Annotated in this window: 17 protein-coding genes; 11 read left to right on the forward strand and 6 right to left on the reverse strand. The window is 72.4% G+C overall.

Features of this window, described 5'->3' with window-relative positions; all coding sequences use genetic code 11:
* Position 1: 1 nt before the first annotated feature.
* A complete protein-coding gene (locus tag FXF51_RS52020) occupies positions 2-994 on the forward strand; it encodes a LacI family DNA-binding transcriptional regulator (RefSeq protein WP_262380451.1) in 993 nt (330 codons plus the stop codon).
* On the opposite strand, the gene FXF51_RS52025 is transcribed toward FXF51_RS52020, so the two are convergent.
* Positions 948-2,174 carry an MFS transporter gene (locus FXF51_RS52025; protein ID WP_262380452.1) on the reverse strand — a complete coding sequence of 409 codons (1,227 nt, stop codon included), beginning with the start codon at positions 2,172-2,174 and terminating at the stop codon, positions 948-950. The genes FXF51_RS52020 and FXF51_RS52025 overlap by 47 nt on opposite strands.
* 59 nt (positions 2,175-2,233) lie before the next feature.
* Here FXF51_RS52025 and FXF51_RS52030 point away from each other — a divergent pair, with 59 nt between their 5' ends.
* The 9 genes from FXF51_RS52030 to FXF51_RS52070 all read left to right on the forward strand — a co-directional run bounded on the left by FXF51_RS52030 (position 2,234) and on the right by FXF51_RS52070 (position 12,201).
* Positions 2,234-3,208: a winged helix-turn-helix domain-containing protein gene (locus FXF51_RS52030; protein ID WP_262380453.1), complete on the forward strand. Its 975-nt coding sequence runs from the start codon at positions 2,234-2,236 to the stop codon at positions 3,206-3,208.
* Positions 3,209-3,290: 82 nt separating this feature from the next.
* Complete coding sequence (locus FXF51_RS52035) at positions 3,291-4,256, forward strand: sugar-binding transcriptional regulator (protein ID WP_148442278.1); 966 nt, start codon at positions 3,291-3,293, stop codon at positions 4,254-4,256.
* Between the two features lie 130 nt (positions 4,257-4,386).
* On the forward strand, positions 4,387-5,481 hold the full coding sequence (locus tag FXF51_RS52040) for a sugar ABC transporter substrate-binding protein (RefSeq protein WP_222871860.1): 1,095 nt from the start codon (positions 4,387-4,389) through the stop codon (positions 5,479-5,481).
* Positions 5,481-6,242 (forward strand): ATP-binding cassette domain-containing protein, encoded by a 762-nt coding sequence (locus FXF51_RS52045; protein WP_148442279.1) that lies wholly within the window; start codon positions 5,481-5,483, stop codon positions 6,240-6,242. Before FXF51_RS52040 ends, FXF51_RS52045 begins: the two co-directional genes overlap by 1 nt.
* A 5-nt stretch (positions 6,243-6,247) precedes the next feature.
* Complete coding sequence (locus tag FXF51_RS52050) at positions 6,248-7,471, forward strand: sugar ABC transporter permease (protein ID WP_148442296.1); 1,224 nt, start codon at positions 6,248-6,250, stop codon at positions 7,469-7,471.
* Entirely contained in the window at positions 7,471-8,946 is a 1,476-nt protein-coding gene (locus FXF51_RS52055; protein ID WP_148442280.1) for an FGGY-family carbohydrate kinase, read from the forward strand. Before FXF51_RS52050 ends, FXF51_RS52055 begins: the two co-directional genes overlap by 1 nt.
* Positions 8,943-10,364 (forward strand): FGGY-family carbohydrate kinase, encoded by a 1,422-nt coding sequence (locus FXF51_RS52060; protein WP_148442281.1) that lies wholly within the window; start codon positions 8,943-8,945, stop codon positions 10,362-10,364. Before FXF51_RS52055 ends, FXF51_RS52060 begins: the two co-directional genes overlap by 4 nt.
* Positions 10,361-11,200: a histidine phosphatase family protein gene (locus FXF51_RS52065; RefSeq protein ID WP_148442282.1), complete on the forward strand. Its 840-nt coding sequence runs from the start codon at positions 10,361-10,363 to the stop codon at positions 11,198-11,200. Before FXF51_RS52060 ends, FXF51_RS52065 begins: the two co-directional genes overlap by 4 nt.
* Positions 11,197-12,201 carry a 2-hydroxyacid dehydrogenase gene (locus FXF51_RS52070; protein ID WP_148442283.1) on the forward strand — a complete coding sequence of 335 codons (1,005 nt, stop codon included), beginning with the start codon at positions 11,197-11,199 and terminating at the stop codon, positions 12,199-12,201. Before FXF51_RS52065 ends, FXF51_RS52070 begins: the two co-directional genes overlap by 4 nt.
* 31 nt (positions 12,202-12,232) lie before the next feature.
* Here the strand turns inward: FXF51_RS52070 and FXF51_RS52075 are convergent, their stop codons facing one another.
* The 5 genes from FXF51_RS52075 to FXF51_RS52095 form a co-directional block, all read right to left on the reverse strand.
* A complete protein-coding gene (locus FXF51_RS52075; protein ID WP_148442284.1) occupies positions 12,233-13,093 on the reverse strand; it encodes a carbohydrate ABC transporter permease in 861 nt (286 codons plus the stop codon).
* Entirely contained in the window at positions 13,090-13,971 is an 882-nt protein-coding gene (locus FXF51_RS52080; protein ID WP_148442285.1) for a carbohydrate ABC transporter permease, read from the reverse strand. Before FXF51_RS52080 ends, FXF51_RS52075 begins: the two co-directional genes overlap by 4 nt.
* Before the next feature lie 46 nt (positions 13,972-14,017).
* Entirely contained in the window at positions 14,018-15,319 is a 1,302-nt protein-coding gene (locus tag FXF51_RS52085; protein WP_148442286.1) for an ABC transporter substrate-binding protein, read from the reverse strand.
* A 128-nt stretch (positions 15,320-15,447) separates the two neighbouring features.
* Positions 15,448-16,221, reverse strand: a complete 774-nt coding sequence (locus FXF51_RS52090; RefSeq protein ID WP_148442287.1) for an AMP-binding protein — start codon at positions 16,219-16,221, stop codon at positions 15,448-15,450.
* A gap of 348 nt (positions 16,222-16,569) precedes the next feature.
* A complete protein-coding gene (locus FXF51_RS52095; RefSeq protein WP_148442288.1) occupies positions 16,570-18,936 on the reverse strand; it encodes a LuxR C-terminal-related transcriptional regulator in 2,367 nt (788 codons plus the stop codon).
* 83 nt (positions 18,937-19,019) lie between these two features.
* On the opposite strand from FXF51_RS52095, the gene FXF51_RS52100 reads away from it, so the two are divergent.
* A partial coding sequence (locus tag FXF51_RS52100) for an ATP-binding cassette domain-containing protein (RefSeq protein WP_148442289.1) occupies positions 19,020-20,324 on the forward strand: 1,305 nt, incomplete at its 3' end.

Consider the following 20,324-nt stretch of genomic DNA (forward strand, 5'->3'; position numbering starts at 1 on the left):
CGTGAGACCGACGATGAAGGACGTCGCCTCGGCGGCGGGCGTGGCGCTCAAGACCGTCTCGCGCGTCGTGAACGGCGAGCCCGGCGTGCATCCCGCCACCGCCGAGCGGGTGCGCACTGCCATCGACCGGCTGGGATACAGCCGCAACGAGAGCGCCCGGGTGCTGCGCAGAGGCAGGACCGCCACGATCGGGCTGGTCATCGAGGACGTCGCCGACCCGTTCTACTCGGGCCTGAGCCGGGCCGTCGAGGACGTGGTCATCGACCACGGCTGCCTGCTGCTCAGCGGCTCGTCCGGGGAGCAACCAGGCAGGGAGCGGGAGCTGGTCGAGACGTTCTGCGCGCGCCGCGTGGACGGGCTCATCCTGGTGCCGGCGGGCGACGACCACACGTACCTGCGGCCCGAGCTGGAGGCGGGCACCCCGGCGGTGTTCGCCGACCGGCCGCCCGGCGCGGGCATCGACGTGGACACCGTGCTCACCGACAACGTGGGCGGGGCCGGGCAGGCGATCCGGCACCTCATGACGCACGGTCATCGGCGGATCGCCATGCTCGGTGACGACCCGGCCATCTTCACGGCCGCCCAGCGGCTGCTCGGCTACCGGGAGGAGCTGGGCGGGCTCTTCGACGAGCGGCTGGTGTCGATGCGTCCGCCGGGGCTCGACGCCGCGCGTGAGGAGCTGGCGCGGATGTTCGCGCTGGACGATCCGCCGACGGCGCTGTTCACCGGGAACGGGCGGCACACCGTGACCACCCTGCGGGCTCTGGAGGGGCGGCGGGTGGCGCTGGTGGGGTTCGACGACTTCGAGCTCGCCGATCTGCTGCGGCCGGGGGTGAGCGTGGTGGCGCAGGATCCGTCGTGGATGGGGCGGGTCTCGGCCGAGCTGCTGTTCCGCCGCCTGCGCGGCGACGTGGGGCCGTCCGAGCACATCGAGCTGCCCGTACGGCTCATTCCCCGGGGGTCGGGTGAGCTGGCCCCGGAAGACCAGAGGTAGAGATCACCCGCGCGGGCCTCAACACGCGTGCCAGCGCGACCGCCACCACAATCCCCATCGCCCCCGACACGGCGATCGCCTCCCCCGGCCCGGCCACCTCTCCCAGCCCTCCGACCAGCGCCGCCCCGGCCGCCTGCCCCGTCATGAGCCCCGCCGACTGCAACCCGAATGCCTGCCCCCGCACCTCCTCCGGCACCGCGTCCACGAACCGCCGCTGCAACCCGAGCTGGTAGGCCAGCCCCGCCGTGGCCAGCGCCGCGAGAACGGCCGCCCACGCGACCCCGGGCGCGAGAGCGAACCCCAGCCACGGCACCCCCAGCAACACGGCCAGCGGCAACGACAGCCGCTCCCGGCCGCCGGGCGTCACGAACCGCCCGACCGCGAACTCCCCCACCGCCATCCCCCCGGCCGCCGCCGCGAGCACCACCCCCGCCTGCCCCTGCCCGCCGAGGTAGGGCACCACCATCGCCTCGGCCCCCGCCAGGCAGACGGGCGGCAGCCACCCGGCCAGCAGCAGTCCGCGCACCCGCCCGTCGGCCAGCAGCCGCCGGTTGACCTGGAGGGTCTGCCGCACCGCGCCCCGCTGCCCCGCACCCCGAGCCCGCGTGAAAGGCAGCCCGGCCCGCAGCACCACGGCCCCCAGCACGGACAGCCCGGCCGTGACCCCGAGGGCTCCCGACGGCCCGGCGAAGGCCAGGAACGCGCCGCCGACCGCCAGCCCGAGTATCTGCCCGCCGGCCGAGGCGACGTTGAGCACCGACCGTCCCAGCACGAACGCGTCCCCCGGCAGCACCTCGGGCAGCATGGCGGCCCGCGCCGCGAAGAACACCGGCGAGAGCAGCCCGGTGCCGATGACGAGCGCCAGCATCGCCCACACGGGCATCCCGGCCCAGGCCAGCAGCGCGCAGGTGACCGCCCTGATCAGCTCGCCCGCCACCATGAGCGCCCGCGCAGGCACCCGGTCGGCCAGGGAGAGCAGGAACAGCCCGCCGAAGATGAACGGCAGCCACCCGGCCATGTACGCCGCGGCGGACAGTCCGGGCGACCCGGTCCGCTCGTACACCAGCACCGACAGCGCCAGCATCTTGATCGAGTCGCCGACGATCAGCAGCACGAAGCCGGCGAACAGGACCCGGAACTCCTTGACGGCGAACACCTCGCCGAACGTCGCACCTTTCACGTCCCCGATGCTCGGGCCACCCCTCCCGCCGGAGCGACTTCTTCGGATATAACCGAAAGGTGCTGGTGACGATCGAGGTCGTTCCGCAGGATCTGATGGCGAGCAGGTTCGCGATCTCCCCCTTGATCGAGACCATGCACGCGCAGTGGGTGCTGGCGGGCCGCTACCGGGCGGGCGCCCACGGCCCTTGGGTGGCTCGATGGCGCGAGGCCCACAGGGAGCTGATGCGGCGGCACCCCGTGCTGCGGGCCGCCGGAGCGGTCAGCGGCAACAGGGGTGACGCGAACGTGGACTTCATCGCGCCGCCGCCGACCGCGGTGGACGTACCGTTCGAGGCGGAGCTGGCGGCCATGCGGGCGACCCCGCCGGCGCAGGCGCGGGCGGAGATCGAGCGGGTGCTGGCCAAGCGCCCCCCGGTGGCCCGCTGGGTCAGGGAGCTGCTACTGGCGCCGGGGGTGGTGACGCGGTTCGCGGACGCGTACGAGGCGTTGTGGACGGAGATCCTCGCGCACGACTGGCCGCGCTTCCGTGCGATCCTGCAGCGGGACGTGGCCTACCGCGCCGGGCGGCTGGCCGCGTACGGCTGGCAGGCGGCGCTGGAGGACCTCAGCCCGAGGGTGCACTGGCGGGCCGGCGGCCGGATCGAGATCGAGATGACCTCGTCGGGCGACCACCGGCTCGGCGGCAAGGGGCTGCTCTTCGTGCCCTCGGCGTTCATGGAGACCATCGGCACCTATCTGGAGGACGACTGGCCGTACGCGATGGTCTATCCGGCCAGGGGCATCGCGGCCGCGCCCGCCCCGCCGCCGCGGGACCTGGCCTCGCTGATCGGGCGCAGCCGGGCCCGCATCCTGGCCGAGTTGTCCGAGCCCGCCACCACCACCCAGCTCGCCGCCCTGCTCGGGCAGAGCGTGGGCACCGCGGGCGGGCACATCGCCGCGCTGCGCAGGACGGGGCTGATCGCGGGCACCCGTACGGGCCGCAGCGTGCTGTACGCGCGCACGCCTCTCGGCGATGCGCTGGTCAACGGCTAGCCTGTGCTCCGGTAAGCACAAAGCTATAGTGGTTGCGCATCAGTTCTGCAAATCTGTTCACGGATCCCCATGGAGCGCGCGCATGAATGCCGCCGACACCGTCCCCGAGGCTCAGGCCAGATTCCCCCACGAGCTGATGTACGCGGCGGCCCAGCAGTACTACCTGGAGGACGCCACCCAGGGCGACATCGCCAAACGCCTGGGCGTCAGCAGGGCGACCGTGAGCCGGCTGCTCACCGAGGCCCGCAAGCAGGGCATCGTCGAGATCAAGGTGCACCGCCCGGCCGCGCTCGGCGACGGCCCGCTGGCCGCCGAGGTGGCACAGGCGCTCGGCCTGGACCGGGTGCACCTGGTGCCCAAGGTCAGCGGCCCCGCGCTGGGCCCGTGGCTCGCCCCCGGGGTGACCCGCGCGCTGGCCACCGTCGGCCTGGAGTCGGGTGACGTGGTGCTGGTCTCCTCGGGCACCACGGTGTACGAGTGCGCCCGCGAGTGCCTCGGCCACTACCCGGGCGTCACGATCGCCCCGGCCGTGGGCGGCCAGGAGGAGCCGCAGCCCTGGTTCCAGACCAACGAGACCACCCGCATCCTGGCCGAGCGTGTCGGCGGCGTGCCCGCCTACCTCTACGCGCCCGCGCTGCCGGGCCCCGAGCTGTTCTACTCGCTGCAGCACGAGCCGTCCGTGCGCCGCGTGATGGACCTGTGGGCGCACGCCAAATGCGCCGTCGTCGGCGTCGGCTCGCCCCCGCTGACCAGGCAGATGGTGCCGTCGCTGATGCCTCGCGACGCCGAGGGCCTGCGCCAGGCGGTGGGCGACGTGTGCATGCGGATCTACGACCGCGACGGCGCGCCCGTCACCTATCCGGGCAGCGAGCGCCTGGTGGCGGCCAAGCCCGAGGAGCTGCGCCGCATCCCGCACACGATCGCCGTCGCGGTCGGCGCGGAGAAGGTGCTCTCGATCGTGGCCGGGGCCAAGGGCGGCTACTTCAACCAGCTCGTCACGGACACGCCGACGGCGGAGGGCCTCCTGGCAGCCGCTCACCAGCTCTGAACAATTTTGCTGGACAAAGTTTCTGAACGCGCGCTAACGTGAGCCGCACCACAGGGTGTGCGCTCCAGTGAAGGCGTTCCCTGTGTCGGGGGCAGGTGCGTTCAACCCGGCGTAAGTGAGGAAACAACCCGTGAACAGAGCTCAGATGCGGACCTCCGCGTTCGCCGCAGTGGCAGTGCTCGCAGGCTCGATGCTGGCGGCCTGCGGCTCGGGCGCAGGCTCGGACGCCGGCGCAGGCGCGAGCGGGGGCACCGGCGGCGGCGACGGCGGCAAGGTCGCCTTCCTCATGCCCGACCTCGCCTCGACCAGGTACGAGCTGCAGGACAAGCCGCTGTTCGAGGCCAAGATGAAGCAGCTCTGCCCGACCTGCGAGGTCATCTACCAGAACGCCGACTCCGACGCCGCCAAGCAGCAGCAACAGGCCAACTCCGCGCTCGCCCAGGGCGTCAAGGCCATCGTGATCGACCCGGTCGACTCCGCCGCGGCGGCCACCATCGTCAAGTCCGCGCAGTCGCAGCAGGTCCCGATCATCGCCTACGACCGGCCGATCCCGGCCACGCCGGCCGACTACTACATCTCGTTCGACAACGAGAAGATCGGCTCCATGATCGCGCAGTCGCTGGTCGACCACCTCAAGGCCGAGAAGGCCGAGGGCGGCATCCTCCAGGTCAACGGCTCGCCCACGGACGCCGCCGCGCAGCTCATCAAGAAGGGCATCCACAGCGCGGTGGACCCGAGCGGCTTCAAGCTGCTGGCCGAGTACGACACCCCCGACTGGCAGCCGGAGAAGGCGCAGACCTGGGTCAGCGGCCAGATCACCCAGTTCAAGGACCAGATCGTCGGCGTGGTCGCCGCCAACGACGGCACCGGCGGCGGCTCGATCGCCGCGTTCAAGGCCGCGGGCGTGAAGGTGCCGCCGGTCACCGGCAACGACGCCGAGGTGGCCGCCGCCCAGCGCATCATCGCGGGCGACCAGTACAACACGATCTCCAAGCCCATCAAGATCGTCGCCGAGGCGTCGGCGAACGCCGCCTGGGAGTTCATCCAGGGCAAGAAGCCGGCAGGCAAGACGACCCTCTACGAGACGCCGTCCGAGCTGTTCGTGCCCACGGTCGTGACCACGGAGAACATCAAGGAAGTGCTGTTCGACAGCGGCATCATGAAGGCCGCCGACGTCTGCACGGGCGAGTACGCCAAGGGCTGCGCGGACCTCGGGATCCAGTGATGAGCGTTCTGTCCCTGCGCGGGATCAGCAAGACCTTCGGCGCCGTGGCCGCGCTCACCGACATCGAGCTCGACGTCGCGGCCGGCCAGGTCGTCGCCGTCGTGGGCGACAACGGCGCGGGCAAGTCGACGCTGGTCAAGATCCTCTCCGGGGTGCATCCGCCGGACGGCGGCACGATCACGTTCGAGGGCCGCGAGGTGGACATCCCCACCCCGGCCGCCGCCCACAGGCTCGGCATCGCCACCGTCTTCCAGGACCTGGCGCTCTGCGAGAACCTCAACGTGATCCAGAACCTCTTCCTCGGCCAGGAGATCCGCCCGCTGCGCCTGAACGACGTGGCCATGGAGACCCGCTCGTGGGAGCTGCTCCGCCAGCTCTCCGCCAAGATCCCGAGCGTGCGGGTGCCGGTCGCGGCGCTGTCGGGCGGCCAGCGGCAGACGGTGGCCATCGCCAGGTCGCTGCTCGGCGACCCGAAGGTCATCATCCTGGACGAGCCCACCGCCGCACTCGGCGTGGCACAGACGGCCGAGGTGCTCAACCTGGTCGAGCGGCTGCGCGAGAACGGCCTGGGCGTCATCATGATCAGCCACAACATGGCGGACGTGAAGGCCGTCGCCGACACCGTCGCGGTGCTGCGGCTCGGCCGCAACAACGGGGTGTTCGAGGTGGACAGCGTCTCCGCCGAGGACATCATCGCCGCCATCACGGGCGCCACCGACAACGTGGTGTCCCGGCGAGCTCAGAGGGGACAGCAGTCGTGACGACTATGGCGACCGACCGCCAGGACGAGCGGCTCCGCGACCGCGAAGGGCTGCGCGGCGCGCTGGCCGACGTGGTCGAGCGGGCCCGCGGCGGCGACCTGGGCGTCATCCCGGTCGTGGTGGGGCTCATCGTCATCTGGTCGGTGTTCCAGATCCTGAACCCGATCTTCCTGTCCAGCGCGAACCTGGTGAACCTCACCCTGGAGTCCGCCGCCGTCGGCGTGATCGCGCTCGGCATCGTGTGCGTGCTGCTCGTCGGCCAGATCGACCTGTCCGTCGGCTCCGTCAGCGGCCTGTCGGGGGCGGTGCTTGCGGTGCTGTTCGTCGGCCAGGGGCTGCCGGTCTGGCTGGCCATCGCGGCGGCCGTGCTCATGGGCGCGGTCATCGGCTGGCTGTACGGGCAGCTCTTCAACCGGTTCGGCGTGCCGAGCTTCGTGATCACGCTGGCCGGGCTGCTGGCCTTCCTCGGCCTCCAGCTCTACGTGCTGGGCACCAAGGGCTCGATCAACCTGCCGTTCGACTCGGGGCTGGTGAACTTCGCCCAGCTCGACTTCGTACCGGCCTGGCTGTCGTACACGTTCGCGGTGATCGCGGCCGTCTGGCTGTTCGCCAGCGGCTACCTGCACGCCCAGGAGCGGCGCAAGGCAGGGCTGTCGGCCAGGAGCGTCTCCGCGCTGGCCGTCAGGAGCGTGGCGCTGCTGGCGGTGCTCGCGTTCGTGGTCTGGTACCTCGGGCAGACGCGCGGCGTGGGCTGGATGTTCGTCTTCTTCGTGGCGCTGGTGCTGATCATGCACTACCTGCTGTCGCGGACGAAGTGGGGCCGCGCCGTCTACGCCGTGGGCGGCAATGTGGAGGCCGCGCGCCGGGCGGGCATCAACGTCAGGGCGATCTACACCTCCGTGTTCGTGCTCTGCTCCACGTTCGCCGCGGTCGGCGGCATCCTGGCCGCGGCCAGGCTCGCGGCGGCCAACCAGAGCAGCGGCTCGGGCGACGTCAACCTCAACGCCATCGCCGCGGCCGTCATCGGCGGCACGAGTCTGTTCGGCGGGCGCGGCACCGCGTTCGGCGCGCTGCTCGGCATCATCGTCATCCAGTCCATCTCCAGCGGGCTGACCCTGCTCAACCTCGACTCCTCGATCCGGTTCGTGGTCACCGGGGCGGTGCTGCTGCTCGCCGTCATCGTCGACTCCGTGTCGCGCCGGTCCAGGACCTCCCACGGCAGGGCCTGATGGCGATCATCTGCGTGGACGCGGGCACCACGGTCATCAAGGCCGTCGGGTACGACTCCTCGGGCGCCGAAGCGGCCGTCTCCCGGCGCGAGACCGTCGTGTCCAGGCCCGCGCCCGGCCACGCCGAGCAGGACATGCACGCCGTCTGGGACGCCGTCGCGGCCACCGTGCGCGAGGTCGCAGGCCAGGTCGGCGGGGCCGACTTCGTGGCGATCACCGCGCAGGGCGACGGCTGCTGGCTGGTGGACGCCGACGGCGAGCCCACCGGCCCCGCCATCCTCTGGAACGACGCCAGGGCCGCCCCGATCGTGGACCGGTGGACCCGCGACGGGCTGGCCGCCGAGGCGTTCAGGACCAACGGCTCGTCCGCCGCGTCCGGGCTGCCGCACGCCATTCTCACCTGGCTGCGCGAGCACGGCCCCGGGCGGCTGGCCCGGTCGAGCACCATGCTGACCTGCGGCGGGTGGATCTTCTCCCGGATGACCGGCGAGCTGGCGGCCGACGAGTCCGACGCGTCCGCGCCGTTCATGGACCTGCGCGCGCGGGCGTACTCACCCGCGTTGCCGGCCCTGTTCGGGCTGGGCTGGGCCGAGCGGCTGCTCCCCCAGATCCGGCCCTGCCCCGTCGCCGGGCTGACCGGCGACGCCGCCGCCGCGCTCGGGCTGCCCGCCGGCACGCCCGTCGTGATGGCCCCGTACGACATCGCCTCGACCGCGCTGGGCGCGGGAGCGGTGGCGCCCGGCCAGGCGTGCGGCATCCTCGGCACGACGCTCTGCACCGAGGTCGTCGTCGGCTCCCCCGACCTGGAGGGCGAGCCGATCGGCATCACGATCGCGCTGCCCGGCGGCTACCTGCGGGCGTTCCCGACGTTCGCGGGGACCGAGGTCGTGCAGTGGACGTGCCGGCTGCTCGGGCTGTCGCACCCCGCCGAGCTGGGCGAGCTGGCGACGCGGAGCCGGCCGGGGGCGGGCGGGCTGACGTTCCTGCCGTACCTGTCGCCCGCCGGCGAGCGGGCGCCGTTCTCCGACCCGCTGGCCAGAGGGGCGCTGCTGGGCATGTCGTTCGAGCACGACCGCTCCGACGTGGCCAGGGCCGCACTCGAAGGGCTCACCATGGTCATCCGCGACTGCCTCGCGGCCACCGGCGCCACCCCGACCGAGCTGCGCGTCTGCGGAGGCGGCTCGGCCAACGCCACCTGGCTCGGGCTGATCGCCGACGTCACCGGGCTGCCCGTGCGGCGCTCGGCCGACACCGAGGTGGGGGCGCGGGGGGCCTACCTCGTGGGGCTGGCGGCCACCGGTGCCGCGCCGTCCGTGGCCGCCGCCGCGGGCGAGCACGTACGGCTGCGCGACGCCGTCGAGCCCGGCCCCGGGCGCCGCGACCTCTACGACCGGCTCTTCGCCGACTTCCTCGCGCTGCGCGGCGACACCGCGCGCAGCTGGCCGCTGCTGGGCGACCTGCGGAGCCGTTCATGAGCGTGTGGATCGGCATCGACCTCGGCACACAGAGCGTGCGCGCCATGGCCGTCGCGGGCGACGGCCGGGTGCTCGGCACCGGCAGCCGCCCGCTGACCAGCCACCGCGACGGGCCCCGGCACGAGCAGGACCCCGAGCAGTGGTGGCGCGAGCTCGCCGCCGCCACCCGCGAGGCGATGAGCTCCGTCCGCGAGCCCGTCGAGGGCGTCGCGGTGGCCGCGACCTCTGGAACGATCCTGCTCACGGACTCCTCAGGCCGCCCCGTCACACCCGCCCTCATGTACGACGACCGCCGCGCCGACGCCACCCTCGCCAACGAGGCGGGCGGCCAGGTCTGGGACCGGCTCGGCTACCGGCGCATGCAGCCCAACTGGGCCCTGCCCAAGCTGCTCTGGCTGCTGCGCGACGCCCCCTCCGGCGTGCGGCTCACCCACCAGAACGACTTCGTCAACCGGCGGCTGACGGGGCACGCCGTGGCCACCGACCTGAGCAACGCGCTCAAGACCGGCGTGGACCTCATCGGGGAACGCTGGCCGCTGGACGTCTTCGACACCCTGCGCATCCCCCGCGAGATCCTGCCCGACGTCGTACGGCCGGGCACCCGCCTCGGCGCCGTGTGCGCGGCGGCGGCCGAGGAGACCGGCATCCCGGCCGGCACCCCGGTGATCGCCGGCACCACGGACGGCTGCGCGGCCCAGCTCGGCGCCGGCGCCCTCCGGCCGGGAAGCTGGAACTCGGTGCTGGGCACCACGCTCGTGCTGAAGGGCGTCACGAAGGAGCTGATCCACGACCCGCTGGGCGTCGTGTACTCACACCGCGCCCCGGACGGCTCGTGGCTGCCGGGCGGCGCCTCCAGCACGGGCGCGGGCGCGCTCACCCGCGACCTGCCGGGCCGCGACCTCGACGCCCTCAGCGCCGAAGCAGCAACCCGCGGCCGGCCGGCCGCCGTCATCTATCCGCTCGTGTCACGCGGCGAACGCTTCCCCTTCGCCGCCCCCGACGCCGAGACCTTCACCCTCGGCGAGCCCGCCGACGACGTCGAACGGTACGCCGCCATCCTGCTCGGCGCGGCCTTCGTCGAACGCCTGTGCTTCGACTACCTCGACCTCCTCGGCGCCCCCGTGGACGGCGAGATCGTGCTGACCGGCGGGGCGACCAGGAGCGCCTACTGGACGCGGCTCAGGGCGGACGTCCTGGAACGCCCGGTGACGCTGCGCGAGAACGCCGAACCCGCGCTGGGCATGGCCGTGCTGGCGGGCGGCGACCCGGCCAGCATGATCAGGACCAAGGCGGTCGTCGAGCCGTCGGGGGGCCGCCTGCGCGAGCCGTACCTGCGGTTCGTGGCCGAGCTGGAACGGCGCGGCTGGCTCGACGCGACGGCCGCCGCACACGCCCGTGAGAGGACCACCGACCGATGACCGATCTCGTGCTCGTCCGCCACGGCGAGACCGTCTGGCACGCCGAGAACCGCTACGCGGGGCTCACCGACGTCGCGCTCACCCCGCGCGGCCTCGCCCAGGCGGCGCGGCTCGCCGAGTGGGCGGCGGGGGCGGGCCTGGAGGCGGTCTGGGCCTCGCCGCTCAGCCGCGCCCGCATCACCGCCGAAACCGCCGCCGCCCAGATCGCCCCCTACACCGGCCACACCCACGCCGCCCAGATCGCCCCCCACCCCGGCCACACCCACGCCGCCGAGACCGCCCCCAGCCCCGGCTGGAGCGCCGCCAGCCCGCCCGCCACCGGGCCCGGCTCGCGCGCCACCGCAGTCGGCTCGCGTGGCGCCGAGGTGAGCACGACCGACGCGGCCGATGCCACCGATGCCACCGGCGCCGAGGCGGGCGCGGCCGGGGCGGGGTTGGCGGTGCGCGTTGACGAGCGGCTGCGGGAGCTGGACTTCGGCCAGGGCGACGGCCTCACCTCGGCCGAGATGAAAGCCCTCTTCCCCGAGGCCAGAGCCGCGTTCGAGGAAGACCCCGCCACCAACCCCCTCCCGGGCGGCGAGAACCCGCACGAGGCGGCCGGGCGTTTCGTCGCCGCGCTGCGGGACATCGCGGCGGCGCACCCCGGCGGGCGGGTGCTGGTGGTCGCGCACACGACCGCGATCAGGCTGGCCCTGTGCCACCTGATCGGGGTGCCGCTGGGCGAGTACCGGCGGCTGTTCCCGCGCCTGGACAACTGTGCACTGACCGAGCTGCGCGTGCGTGACGGCCAGGTGGCGCTGCTGCAGTACAACTCCCCGATTGGAGCCGTTCGTTGACCATCCGAGTCCTTGCCGCCGGTGACCATTTCGTCCAGAACCGCCTGCTCATCGACGCGATCCGGCACGCGGTCCCGGGAGAGGTGGACATCCGCGAGCTGACGTTGCCGTGGCCGGTGGTGCCGTTCGGCCGGGTGGGCGAGGTGGACGAGGCCTCCGACGTGGAGGAGGAGCTGATCGAGGCGTTGCGCGGGGTGGAGGTGTGCGTGACACAGATGGCGCCGCTGACCAAGCGCGTCCTGGACGCCTCGCCGGATCTGCGGCTGTTCTGCGTGAGCAGGGGCGGCCCCGTCAACGCCAATCTGGAGGCCGCCGCGCGGGCCGGGGTGGCGGTGACGTTCGCGCCGGGCCGTAACGCGGTGGCGACCGCCGAGCACACGCTCGCGATGCTGCTGGCCGCCACCCGCCGGATCCCGCAGACGCACGCCGATCTGGCGGCGGGCGTGTGGCGGGGTGACTACTACACCTACGACAGCGTCGGCCCCGAACTGGAGGGCAACACGGTCGGCCTGATCGGCTACGGCGCGATCGGGCGGCGGGTGGCCCGCATGGTGGAGGGGTTCGGGGCGCAGGTGCTCGTGCATGACCCGTACGTGGACGTGCCGAACAAGGTCGAGCTGCCCGAGCTGCTCGAACGTTCGCGCTTCGTCTCCCTGCACGCCCGCGCCACGGCGGAGACCGCCGGCCTGATCGGCGCGGCCGAGATCGCCGCCATGCCGAAGGGCTCGGTGCTGGTCAACTGCGCCAGGGGCGCGCTGCTCGACTATGAGGCCGTGTGCGACGCGCTCGACTCTGGCCACCTGTTCGGCGCCGCGATGGACGTCTTCCCCGAGGAGCCCATCCCGCCGGGCTCCCGGCTGCTCACGACGCCGAACCTGGTGATGACGCCGCACCTGGCGGGGGCGAGCAAGGAGACGGCGATGAAGGCGGCCACGATCGTGGCCGCCGACGTGGCCCGCTACGTGCGCGGCGAGCCCCTGGCGCACGCGGCCACCCCTTGAGCGCCACCCCTTGAGCGCCACCCCTTGAGCGCTACCCCTTGAGCGCCCCCGCCATCAGCCCGCGCATGAAGAACCGCCCCAGCAGGACGTAGATCACCATCGTCGGGACGGACGCCAGGATGGCCGCCGCCATCTGCTGGCTGTACGGGGTGGCCTGCGCGCCCGCGATGTTGTTCAGCATCACGGTCGTGGGCCAGCTCGTCGGCCCGGTGAGGAAGACGGCGAACAGGAAGTCGTTCCAGAGCGAGGTGAACTGCCAGATGATCACCACGGCGATGGCGGGCCCCGACACGGGCAGCACCACCGACCAGTACGCCCGCAACATCCCGGCCCCGTCCACCCGTGACGCCTCGATCAGCTCGTCGGGGATCGTCACGTAGTAGTTGCGGAAGATCAGCGTGCAGATCGGAATGCCGTACACCACGTGCGCCAGCACCAGCCCGGGGATGCCGCCGTAGAACACCCCCTGCAGCCCGGCGAACCGGTCGACCGACACGAGGAGCTGCACCAGCGGGATCATCACCCCCTGGTACGGGATGAACATCCCGAACAGGAACAGCGTGAACAGCACGTCCGCCCCGGGGAAGCGCCACTTGGACAGCACGTACCCGTTCATGGAGCCCAGCGCGCACGACAGCAGCGACCCGGGGACGGCGAGCAGCACGCTGTTCCACAGACCGGGGGCGAGCTTCTCCCACGCCACCTGCCACGCCTCGGTCGTCCACGTCTGCGGCAGGTTCCAGGCCTGGCTGGGGTCCGCCTCGGTGAGCGGCTTGAAGCTGGTGACGAGCAGGACGTAGATGGGGATCAGGAAGACCACTACGAACAGCACGAGCAGCCCGAACCTTGCCCATCCGGACACCGTGGCCCTGCGCCCGGCGACCGCCGTCATGAGCGCCTCTCCTTCCGCACCGACCAGACCAGGTACGGAACCACGAAGATCGCCACGCTGAGCACGATGTACGAGGCGATCGTGGCCCCCTTGGCCGGGTCGTTGGAGTCGAACACCGCCACCCACATGAACACCGCCGGCACGTCGGTGATGATCTGCTTGCCGGACACCGCCACGATCAGGTCGAACACCTTGAGCGAGATGTGCCCCAGGATGATCAGCGCGGACAGCGTGACCGGCCGCAGCAGCGGCAGCACCACGTGCCGGTAAACCCCCCATTCGGTGCAGCCGTCGACCCGCGCGGCCTCTCGCAGCTCCTCGGGCACCCCGCGGAAGCCCGCCAGGAAGAGTGCCATGACATATCCGGACATCTGCCAGATGGCGGGGAGTGCCATCGCCGCCATGCCCCAGTCCTGGTCACGGAACCACTGCCACTGTGGCAGCCCGATCCAGTCGAAGAGCCGGTTCAGCCCGACCGCCCGCTCCCCCGTGCCCGAGTTCATCAGCCACCGCCACACGATGCCGGTCGCCACGAACGAGATGGCCATCGGGAACAGGTAGATCGCCCGGAACGTGCCCTCGCCCCTGATGCCCTTCTCCATCAGGAACGCCAGGAGCCAGCCCAGCGCCGCGGCGCCCAGCACGAACACGACCGTGAACATGATCGCGTGATTCACCGAGAGGTGCCATCGTGGCAGGTCCCAGATGTCGATGAAGTTCTGCAGCCCCACGAACCGTCCCTCGGACACCGCGTCGTGCTGGTCGGTCATGGCGACCCGGAAGTTCCAGCCGAGCATGCCGTACACGAAGACGCCGATCAGGATGATCGACGGCGTGACGAGGAGCAGTCCGGGCAGCCACCTACGTGCCCGCCTCACAAGCTTCCCTCCCGGGGGGCGGCCGCGGCCGCCCCCCGTGTCCGAGTTACTGGGCGTTGGCCGTGGCCGCGTCGGCCAGCCCCTGCTGCAGCGCCTTGACGTCCTTGCTGCCGAGGTAGAGCCCGACCGCCTCGTTGATCGCGGCCAGCCACGGCTGGTTCACCGCCACGCCGTGCTGGATCGACCCGGCGAGCTTGTTGCCCGACCAGTCCTTCAGCGCGTCGGCCAGGTAGTCGGTGTAGAGCGACTGGTCGGCGTCCTTACGGGCGGGGATGGAGCCCTTCATCGGGTTGAAGGCGTCCTGGCCCTCCTTGCTGGCCGCGACCTTCAGCCAGGCCAGCGCCCCGTCACGGTTCTTGGCGCCCTTGGGCAGGGTGAAGCTGTCGGACAGCCACAGGTACGTGCCCTCGGTGCCGGGCGCGGGCGCCCAGTCGAAGTCCGTCTTCGACTTCTTGCTCAGGCCGCCCGGCGACGGGTTGTGGAAGTAGCCGTACGCCCAGTCGCCCATGACGTTGAACGCCGCCTGGCCGTCGGCCACCTGCTTGGCCGCGGGCTGCCAGTCGTCCTGCGGGTCGCCCGCGTACTCCATGATCTTGGCGAAGTTGGTCAGCGCCGCGGTCACCTGCGCGCTGTTCCAGTCGGCGCCCGGCTTGAACAGGGCGTTGTAGGCGTCGGCGCCGAGCGTGCCGAGCAGCACGCTCTCCATCAGGTGGGTGGCCGTCCACTCCGACCCGATGGACAGCGGGATCTTGCCCTTGGCCTTGACCTTCTCCAGCGCCGCGAGGAACTCCTCGATCGTCTCCGGCGCGGCGGCGACCCCGGCCTCCTTGAGCACGGCGGGGTTGAACCACAGCACGTTCGAGCGGTGGATGTTCACCGGCACGGAGTAGATCTTGCCGTCGACGCTGATCTGCTCGACGAGCTGCGTGGGGAAGACGTCCTTGAGCTTGAGCTCGTCGTAGAGGGCGGTCAGGTCCTCCAGGTTGCCCGCCTTGATGTAGCCCTGCAGCTCCGCGCCCGCGTGGCCCTGGAAGGTGTCGGGCGGGGTGTTCGCCTGGAGTTTCGACTGCAGCAGCGCCTTGGCCTTGTCGCCGGAGCCGCCGGCCACCGCCGCGTCGAAGAAGGTGTAGTTCGGGTTCTGCTCTTCGAAGATCTTTCTCATCGCCTTCAGGCCGTCGGCCTCACCCGGACCCGTCCACCAGGAGAAGACCTCAACCTGCTGCTTCCCGCCGCTGCTCGCCGCGGGCGCCTGGCTGCCGGTGGCCGTCCCGCCACCGCCGCCTCCGCAGGCCGCCAGGCCGAGCACGCTTGCCATCGTGATCGATACGGCCGCTAACCACCGTCGCATCCCACACCATCCCTTCGAAATCCCCCGAAGTCGCGGTGATTTGACAACGTTGTCAACAACGGCTATCAACCCACTTCGGGCCGCGCTCCGTCAAGGGATGGGCGGTAACAGCTCCGCATATTCGGCTGTCAGCCGACGCGCTCCAGGCTGCCGTCAGGGCCCGTCACGACCGTCACGCCGAAGTCGTGGCCGGTGCCGGCCAGATCGCCGCCGTCGGCGGCCACCACCAGCGCGCCCTTCGACACGCCGAGCCCCACCAGGGCCAGCAGACCGCAGCCGCCGTCCGGCAGCCACGTCGTCAGCACCACGTCGGTCTCCGCCAGCCGGACCCGCAGGTCCAGCTCCGCCATCCTGGCCAGCAGCCCGGCGTGCGACAGGCGGGCGCCGTCGGCCAGCAGCACGGCGAGCTGCCGCTTGGCGTCGAGCGCGGGCAGTGCGGTGGGCTCCAGCGTGAGCAGGCAGCGGAAGTCGATCGCGTCGCGCGCCGGGCCCAGCGACACGACCTGCCGCACCCGGGACTCCTCGGCCGCCAGGATCGCCGTCTCCGCCAGGTCAGGCGTGGTGATCAGCACGCGGGCGTCGCACTCACGCAGCCACGCCGCCATCTCGTCCGCGCGCAGCCCCGGATCGATCGGCGCCGCCACCCCGCCGGCGGCCACCACCGTGTGGACCGCCAGCGTCTGGGCGCCCGCCGTGGACACGTGCACCCCCACCACCTGGTCACGCCGGGCGCCCCTGCGCACCAGCCCGGAGGCCGCCCTGGTCACCTCGGTCACCAGCCGCCGGTAGCCGTAGACCAGGCCACCGCGCAGGTCGATGAGGGCGGGACGGTCGCCGCGCTCGTAGGCCCGGCGGAACACTTCATGGATCACGGTGCCGGTGGTCGAGGCGGTGGGTCTCATGCCCGTCAACGTACGACCGCCGCAGCGGCCCGAGCATCCACCGATGTATGTAGGCGGCTGTGCATTCCCTGCGAAGGGCTGTGCGTTCACAGGCGGGTTGGGCGGGCCCGAGCCCTGCGCGACTCGAGCCCGCTGTCACGCGCCCCGGAGCCGGACCCCCACCCCTCCGAGAAGGTCCGGCTCCGTATGGACGCGTGACGTCCCCGATCGATCGGCCGCGGCGCCCCGTCGCGAGGGGCGAGGTACGCGCGGTGCGGTCGATCACGTAACGAACGGTAGGCGTGCAGAGGGTTCCCGCACATGCGCTGACATGGCCATTCGACGATGTACGCGCGATGTGTAGACGGCTCAGCGGCTGCCGACCACCCACGCGGCGATCTGTGTACGCGTGGCGAAGCCCAGCTTCGACAGGATGTTGGCCACGTGCCGGGCGACGGTCGCCGGGCTGATGACCAGCTCGTCGGCGATGCCCTGGTTGCTCAGCCCCCTGGCGACCAGCTCGGCGATCTCCTGCTCCCTGGGCGTGAGCCTGCTGTCCTGGCGGACCGGCACGACGGGCAAGGCCGGCGGCTCCGGCAGGTCGCCCTCCAGCGCGCAGGCCACCGCCTGGTCGGCGGTCAGCCCCGTGCCCTCGGCCCACAACACGCCGACGACGGCCTCGCCGAGGCTCGCGCGGGCCGGGCGCAGCACGTCCTCGGTGCGGGCGTCCGGCTGCCGCCCGCCCAGCGTCACCGCCGCCGCCACCATCAGGACCGCGCGCCGGTGGTCGCCCTCGGCGGTGACCAGCGCGGCCCACGCCTCCAGCCGCCGCGCGATCCCGGCCCGCAGGCCGGCGTCGCGGCTGAGCACCAGCGCCTCGGTGAGCCTGGCCCTGGCCTGCGTCAGGTCGCCCTCGTCGAGCGCCACCCGGCCGAGGCCGGCCAGGCAGCTGACGATCTGCTGCCTGGCGTCCACGTGCCGCAGCAGGCGCAGCCCCGACTCGTAGTGCCGCTTGGCGGCGGCGGGGTCGCCTGTCTTCCTGGCCACCTGGGCCAGGCCGATGTGGCCGAACGTCTGCCCGTAGTGGTTGTCGAGCTCCTCGCTGATCGCCAGGACCTCCTGGTAGGCGCGCTGCGCCTCCTTCAGGCGGCCCTGGTGCAGGCCGTAGCGCGCCCTGGTGGCCTGGGCCAGCGACTCCATGACGAGGTCGCCGGACTGCCTGGCCGTGTCGAGCGCCCGGTCGATCGCCGCCTGCTCGCCGGTGAGCTGGGCCAGCGCGATCGTGCCGAGTGCCTCGCCGTAGACGTCCTTGGCGGCGGCGCACAGCTCCAGCCCGGCCCTGACGTGCCGCAGGGCCGGCTCGAAGTCGCCAGCGGCCAGCGCCAGCTCGCCGCGGACGACCGTGGCCCGCCCGCGCAGCCCGCGCGGCACCTGGGGGGCGTCGAGGGCGAGCAGCCGGTCGAGCCGCTCGGTCGAGTCGAGCTTGCGCCCGCTGCCGATCAGCAGGAAGCGGATGTCGGTCAGCAGGGTGAGCGCGGTCTCCGGCATGCCGATGGCGATCGACCAGTCGCAGGCGGAGTTCACCTCGGCCTTGAGCCCGTCGAAGAGGTTGACGTAGCGCTCGACCACCGGCCACGACGTGCGCACCCCGGGCGCCAGCGACTCCTTGAACCTGGTGGCCAGCCTGGCCAGCGCCGTCAGGTGGCGGCGGCGCAGCTCGGCCTCCTCGCCCGACTCGGCGAGCTGCTCCAGCGCGTACTCGCGGACGGTCTCCAGCAGCCGGTACCGCGCGTGCCCCGCCACCTCGCCGTCGAGCACGACCAGCGACTTGTCGACCAGGTCGCAGAGCCGGGGCAGCACCTCCTCCTCCGCGAGCCCGGGGCCCGAGCAGACCCATTCGGCCAGGTCGAGCGTCCAGGAGGAGCGGAAGGCGGCCGTACGGCGCAGCAGCAGCCGCTCCTGCGGGGTGAGCAGCCGGTAGCTCCAGTCGAGCGCCGCCCGGAGCGTGCGGTGCCGGGCCGGAGCCGTACGGGCGCCGCCCGCCAGCAGCCTGAACCGGTCGTCCAGCCGCTCCACGAGCTGCCCCACCGACAGCACCCGCACCATCGCGGCGGCCAGCTCGATCGCCAGCGGCAGCCCGTCGAGCGTCCGGCACAGCTCCGCGACCAGCGGGCGCGTCTCGCCGGTCAGCTCGAAGCCGGGCCGCGCCGCGGTGGCCCTGGCCACGAACAGCCGCACCGCCTCGCTCTGCGCGCCGTCGCCCGGGTCGCTCACCGACAGCGGCGGCACCCGCCACACCGTCTCGCCGGGCACCCGCAGCGGCTCCCGGCTGGTGGCCAGCAGCGTCACGCCGGGGCAAGAGCGCAGCAGGTCGCGGCAGAGCTCGGCGCACTCGCCGATGACGGGCTCGCAGTTGTCGAGCAGCAGCAGCACGCGCCGGTCGCCGATCGTCTCCACCAGGTCGCCCGAGATCCGCATCGCGGCGGCGACCTGCCCCCTGAGCTGGCCCTTCTCCAGGTCTGCCAGCTCGCACACGCACACGCCCCCGGTGTTCACCGCGGCGAGCCTGGAGGCCAGCCGCAGCGCCAGCCGGGTCTTGCCGATGCCGCCCGCCCCGCACAGCGTCACGACGCGCGAGACGCGCATCAGGTGGACGAGCTCGTCGACGTCGGCCTCCCGGCCCACGAACGTGTTGGACTCGGCCGGGAGGTTGCTGGGGCCCGCGAATCGCTGCATCACCGTGAGTGTGCCACTAACTACGCTTCGCGCCCAGGGTTATTCGGTGGAGAAGTGCCGGCCCGCGTGGGCACACTCACAACATGGCCGATGAGCCGCTGGAGCTCGGCGAGATCTCCTTCTCCGAGTGGTACGCCCACACCGACAAGATGGCGGAGGTCGGCTTCCTGACCATCGCCAGGAAGCTGCCGTCGCTCGTCGGCCAGGCCCTGCGGATGGCCTGGCGGGCCAGCCCCCGCGACACGGTCGCCACGATCGCGCTCAACCTGCTCGGCGGCGCGTTCACCGCGTTCGGCCTGCTCGCCACCACCGGCGTCCTGACCGCGCTGTTCAGCGAGGGCCCCACCCCCGACCGGGTGATGGCCGCCCTGCCGAGCCTCGCCGTCGTCGCCGGGGCCGCCATCCTGCGCACCACCATGCAGGCCGGCGCGGGCTGGGCGCAGGCGCGCCTCGACCCGCAGGTCACCCGGCTGACGGAGGAGCGCCTGTACGGCCTGACCAGCCGCGTGAGCCTGGTGGCCTACGACGACCCGGAGTTCCACGACGCGCTGCAACGCGCCAGGCTGCGCGGGGTGGCCATGGCCGACTCGGTGGTCACCTGCACCATCGACGTGGTCACGGCCGCCGTCGGCATCGCCGCCGTGGCGGGCGTGCTGGTGGTGCTGCACCCGGTCCTGCTCCCGCTCCTCCTGCTGGCCGTGGTCCCCGACGCCTGGGCCGCCGTCCGCAGCGCCCGCATGCAGTACGCGACCATGTACTCCCTCATTCCGGCCAACCGCCGCAAGTGGATCATCGCCCAGCTCCTGGCGGAGCGCGAGCCGGCCGCCGAGGTGCGCGCGTTCACCATGCGCGGCTTCCTGCTGCGCATGTACGACGCGGTGGCGCGCGCCGAGCAGGACGTCATGCTGCGCCTGGCCCGCCGCCAGACCATGGCCCGCCTGGCGGGCGAGGCCCTCGGCGGCCTCGGCGCCGCCCTGGTCTACGCGGCGCTCGGCATCCTGCTGGCCGTGGGCGCCATCGCCCTGGCGGTGGCGGGCACCGCCGTGCTGGCCATCCGCTCGGCGCAGTCCTCACTCGGCCAGCTCATGTTCGCCACCAACCGCCTCTACGAGGAGGGCCTGTACTTCACGGACTTCCTCGACTTCTGCGCCGACGCGGAGAGCCGCATCCCCGCCGCCCGCCACGCCGAGCTGCCCGGCGCCTTCGAGCGCATCACCGCCGCGGACATCACCTTCACCTACCCGGGCGCCTCCGACCCGGCCCTGCGCGAAGTCTCGATCGAGATCAAACAGGGCGAGGTGATCGCCTTCGTCGGCGAGAACGGCTCCGGCAAGACCACTCTGGCGAAAATCCTGTCCGGCCTGTACGAGCCCGACTCGGGCACCGTC

Source organism: Nonomuraea sp. PA05, assembly GCF_008086045.1.
Lineage (GTDB): Bacteria > Actinomycetota > Actinomycetes > Streptosporangiales > Streptosporangiaceae > Nonomuraea > Nonomuraea monospora.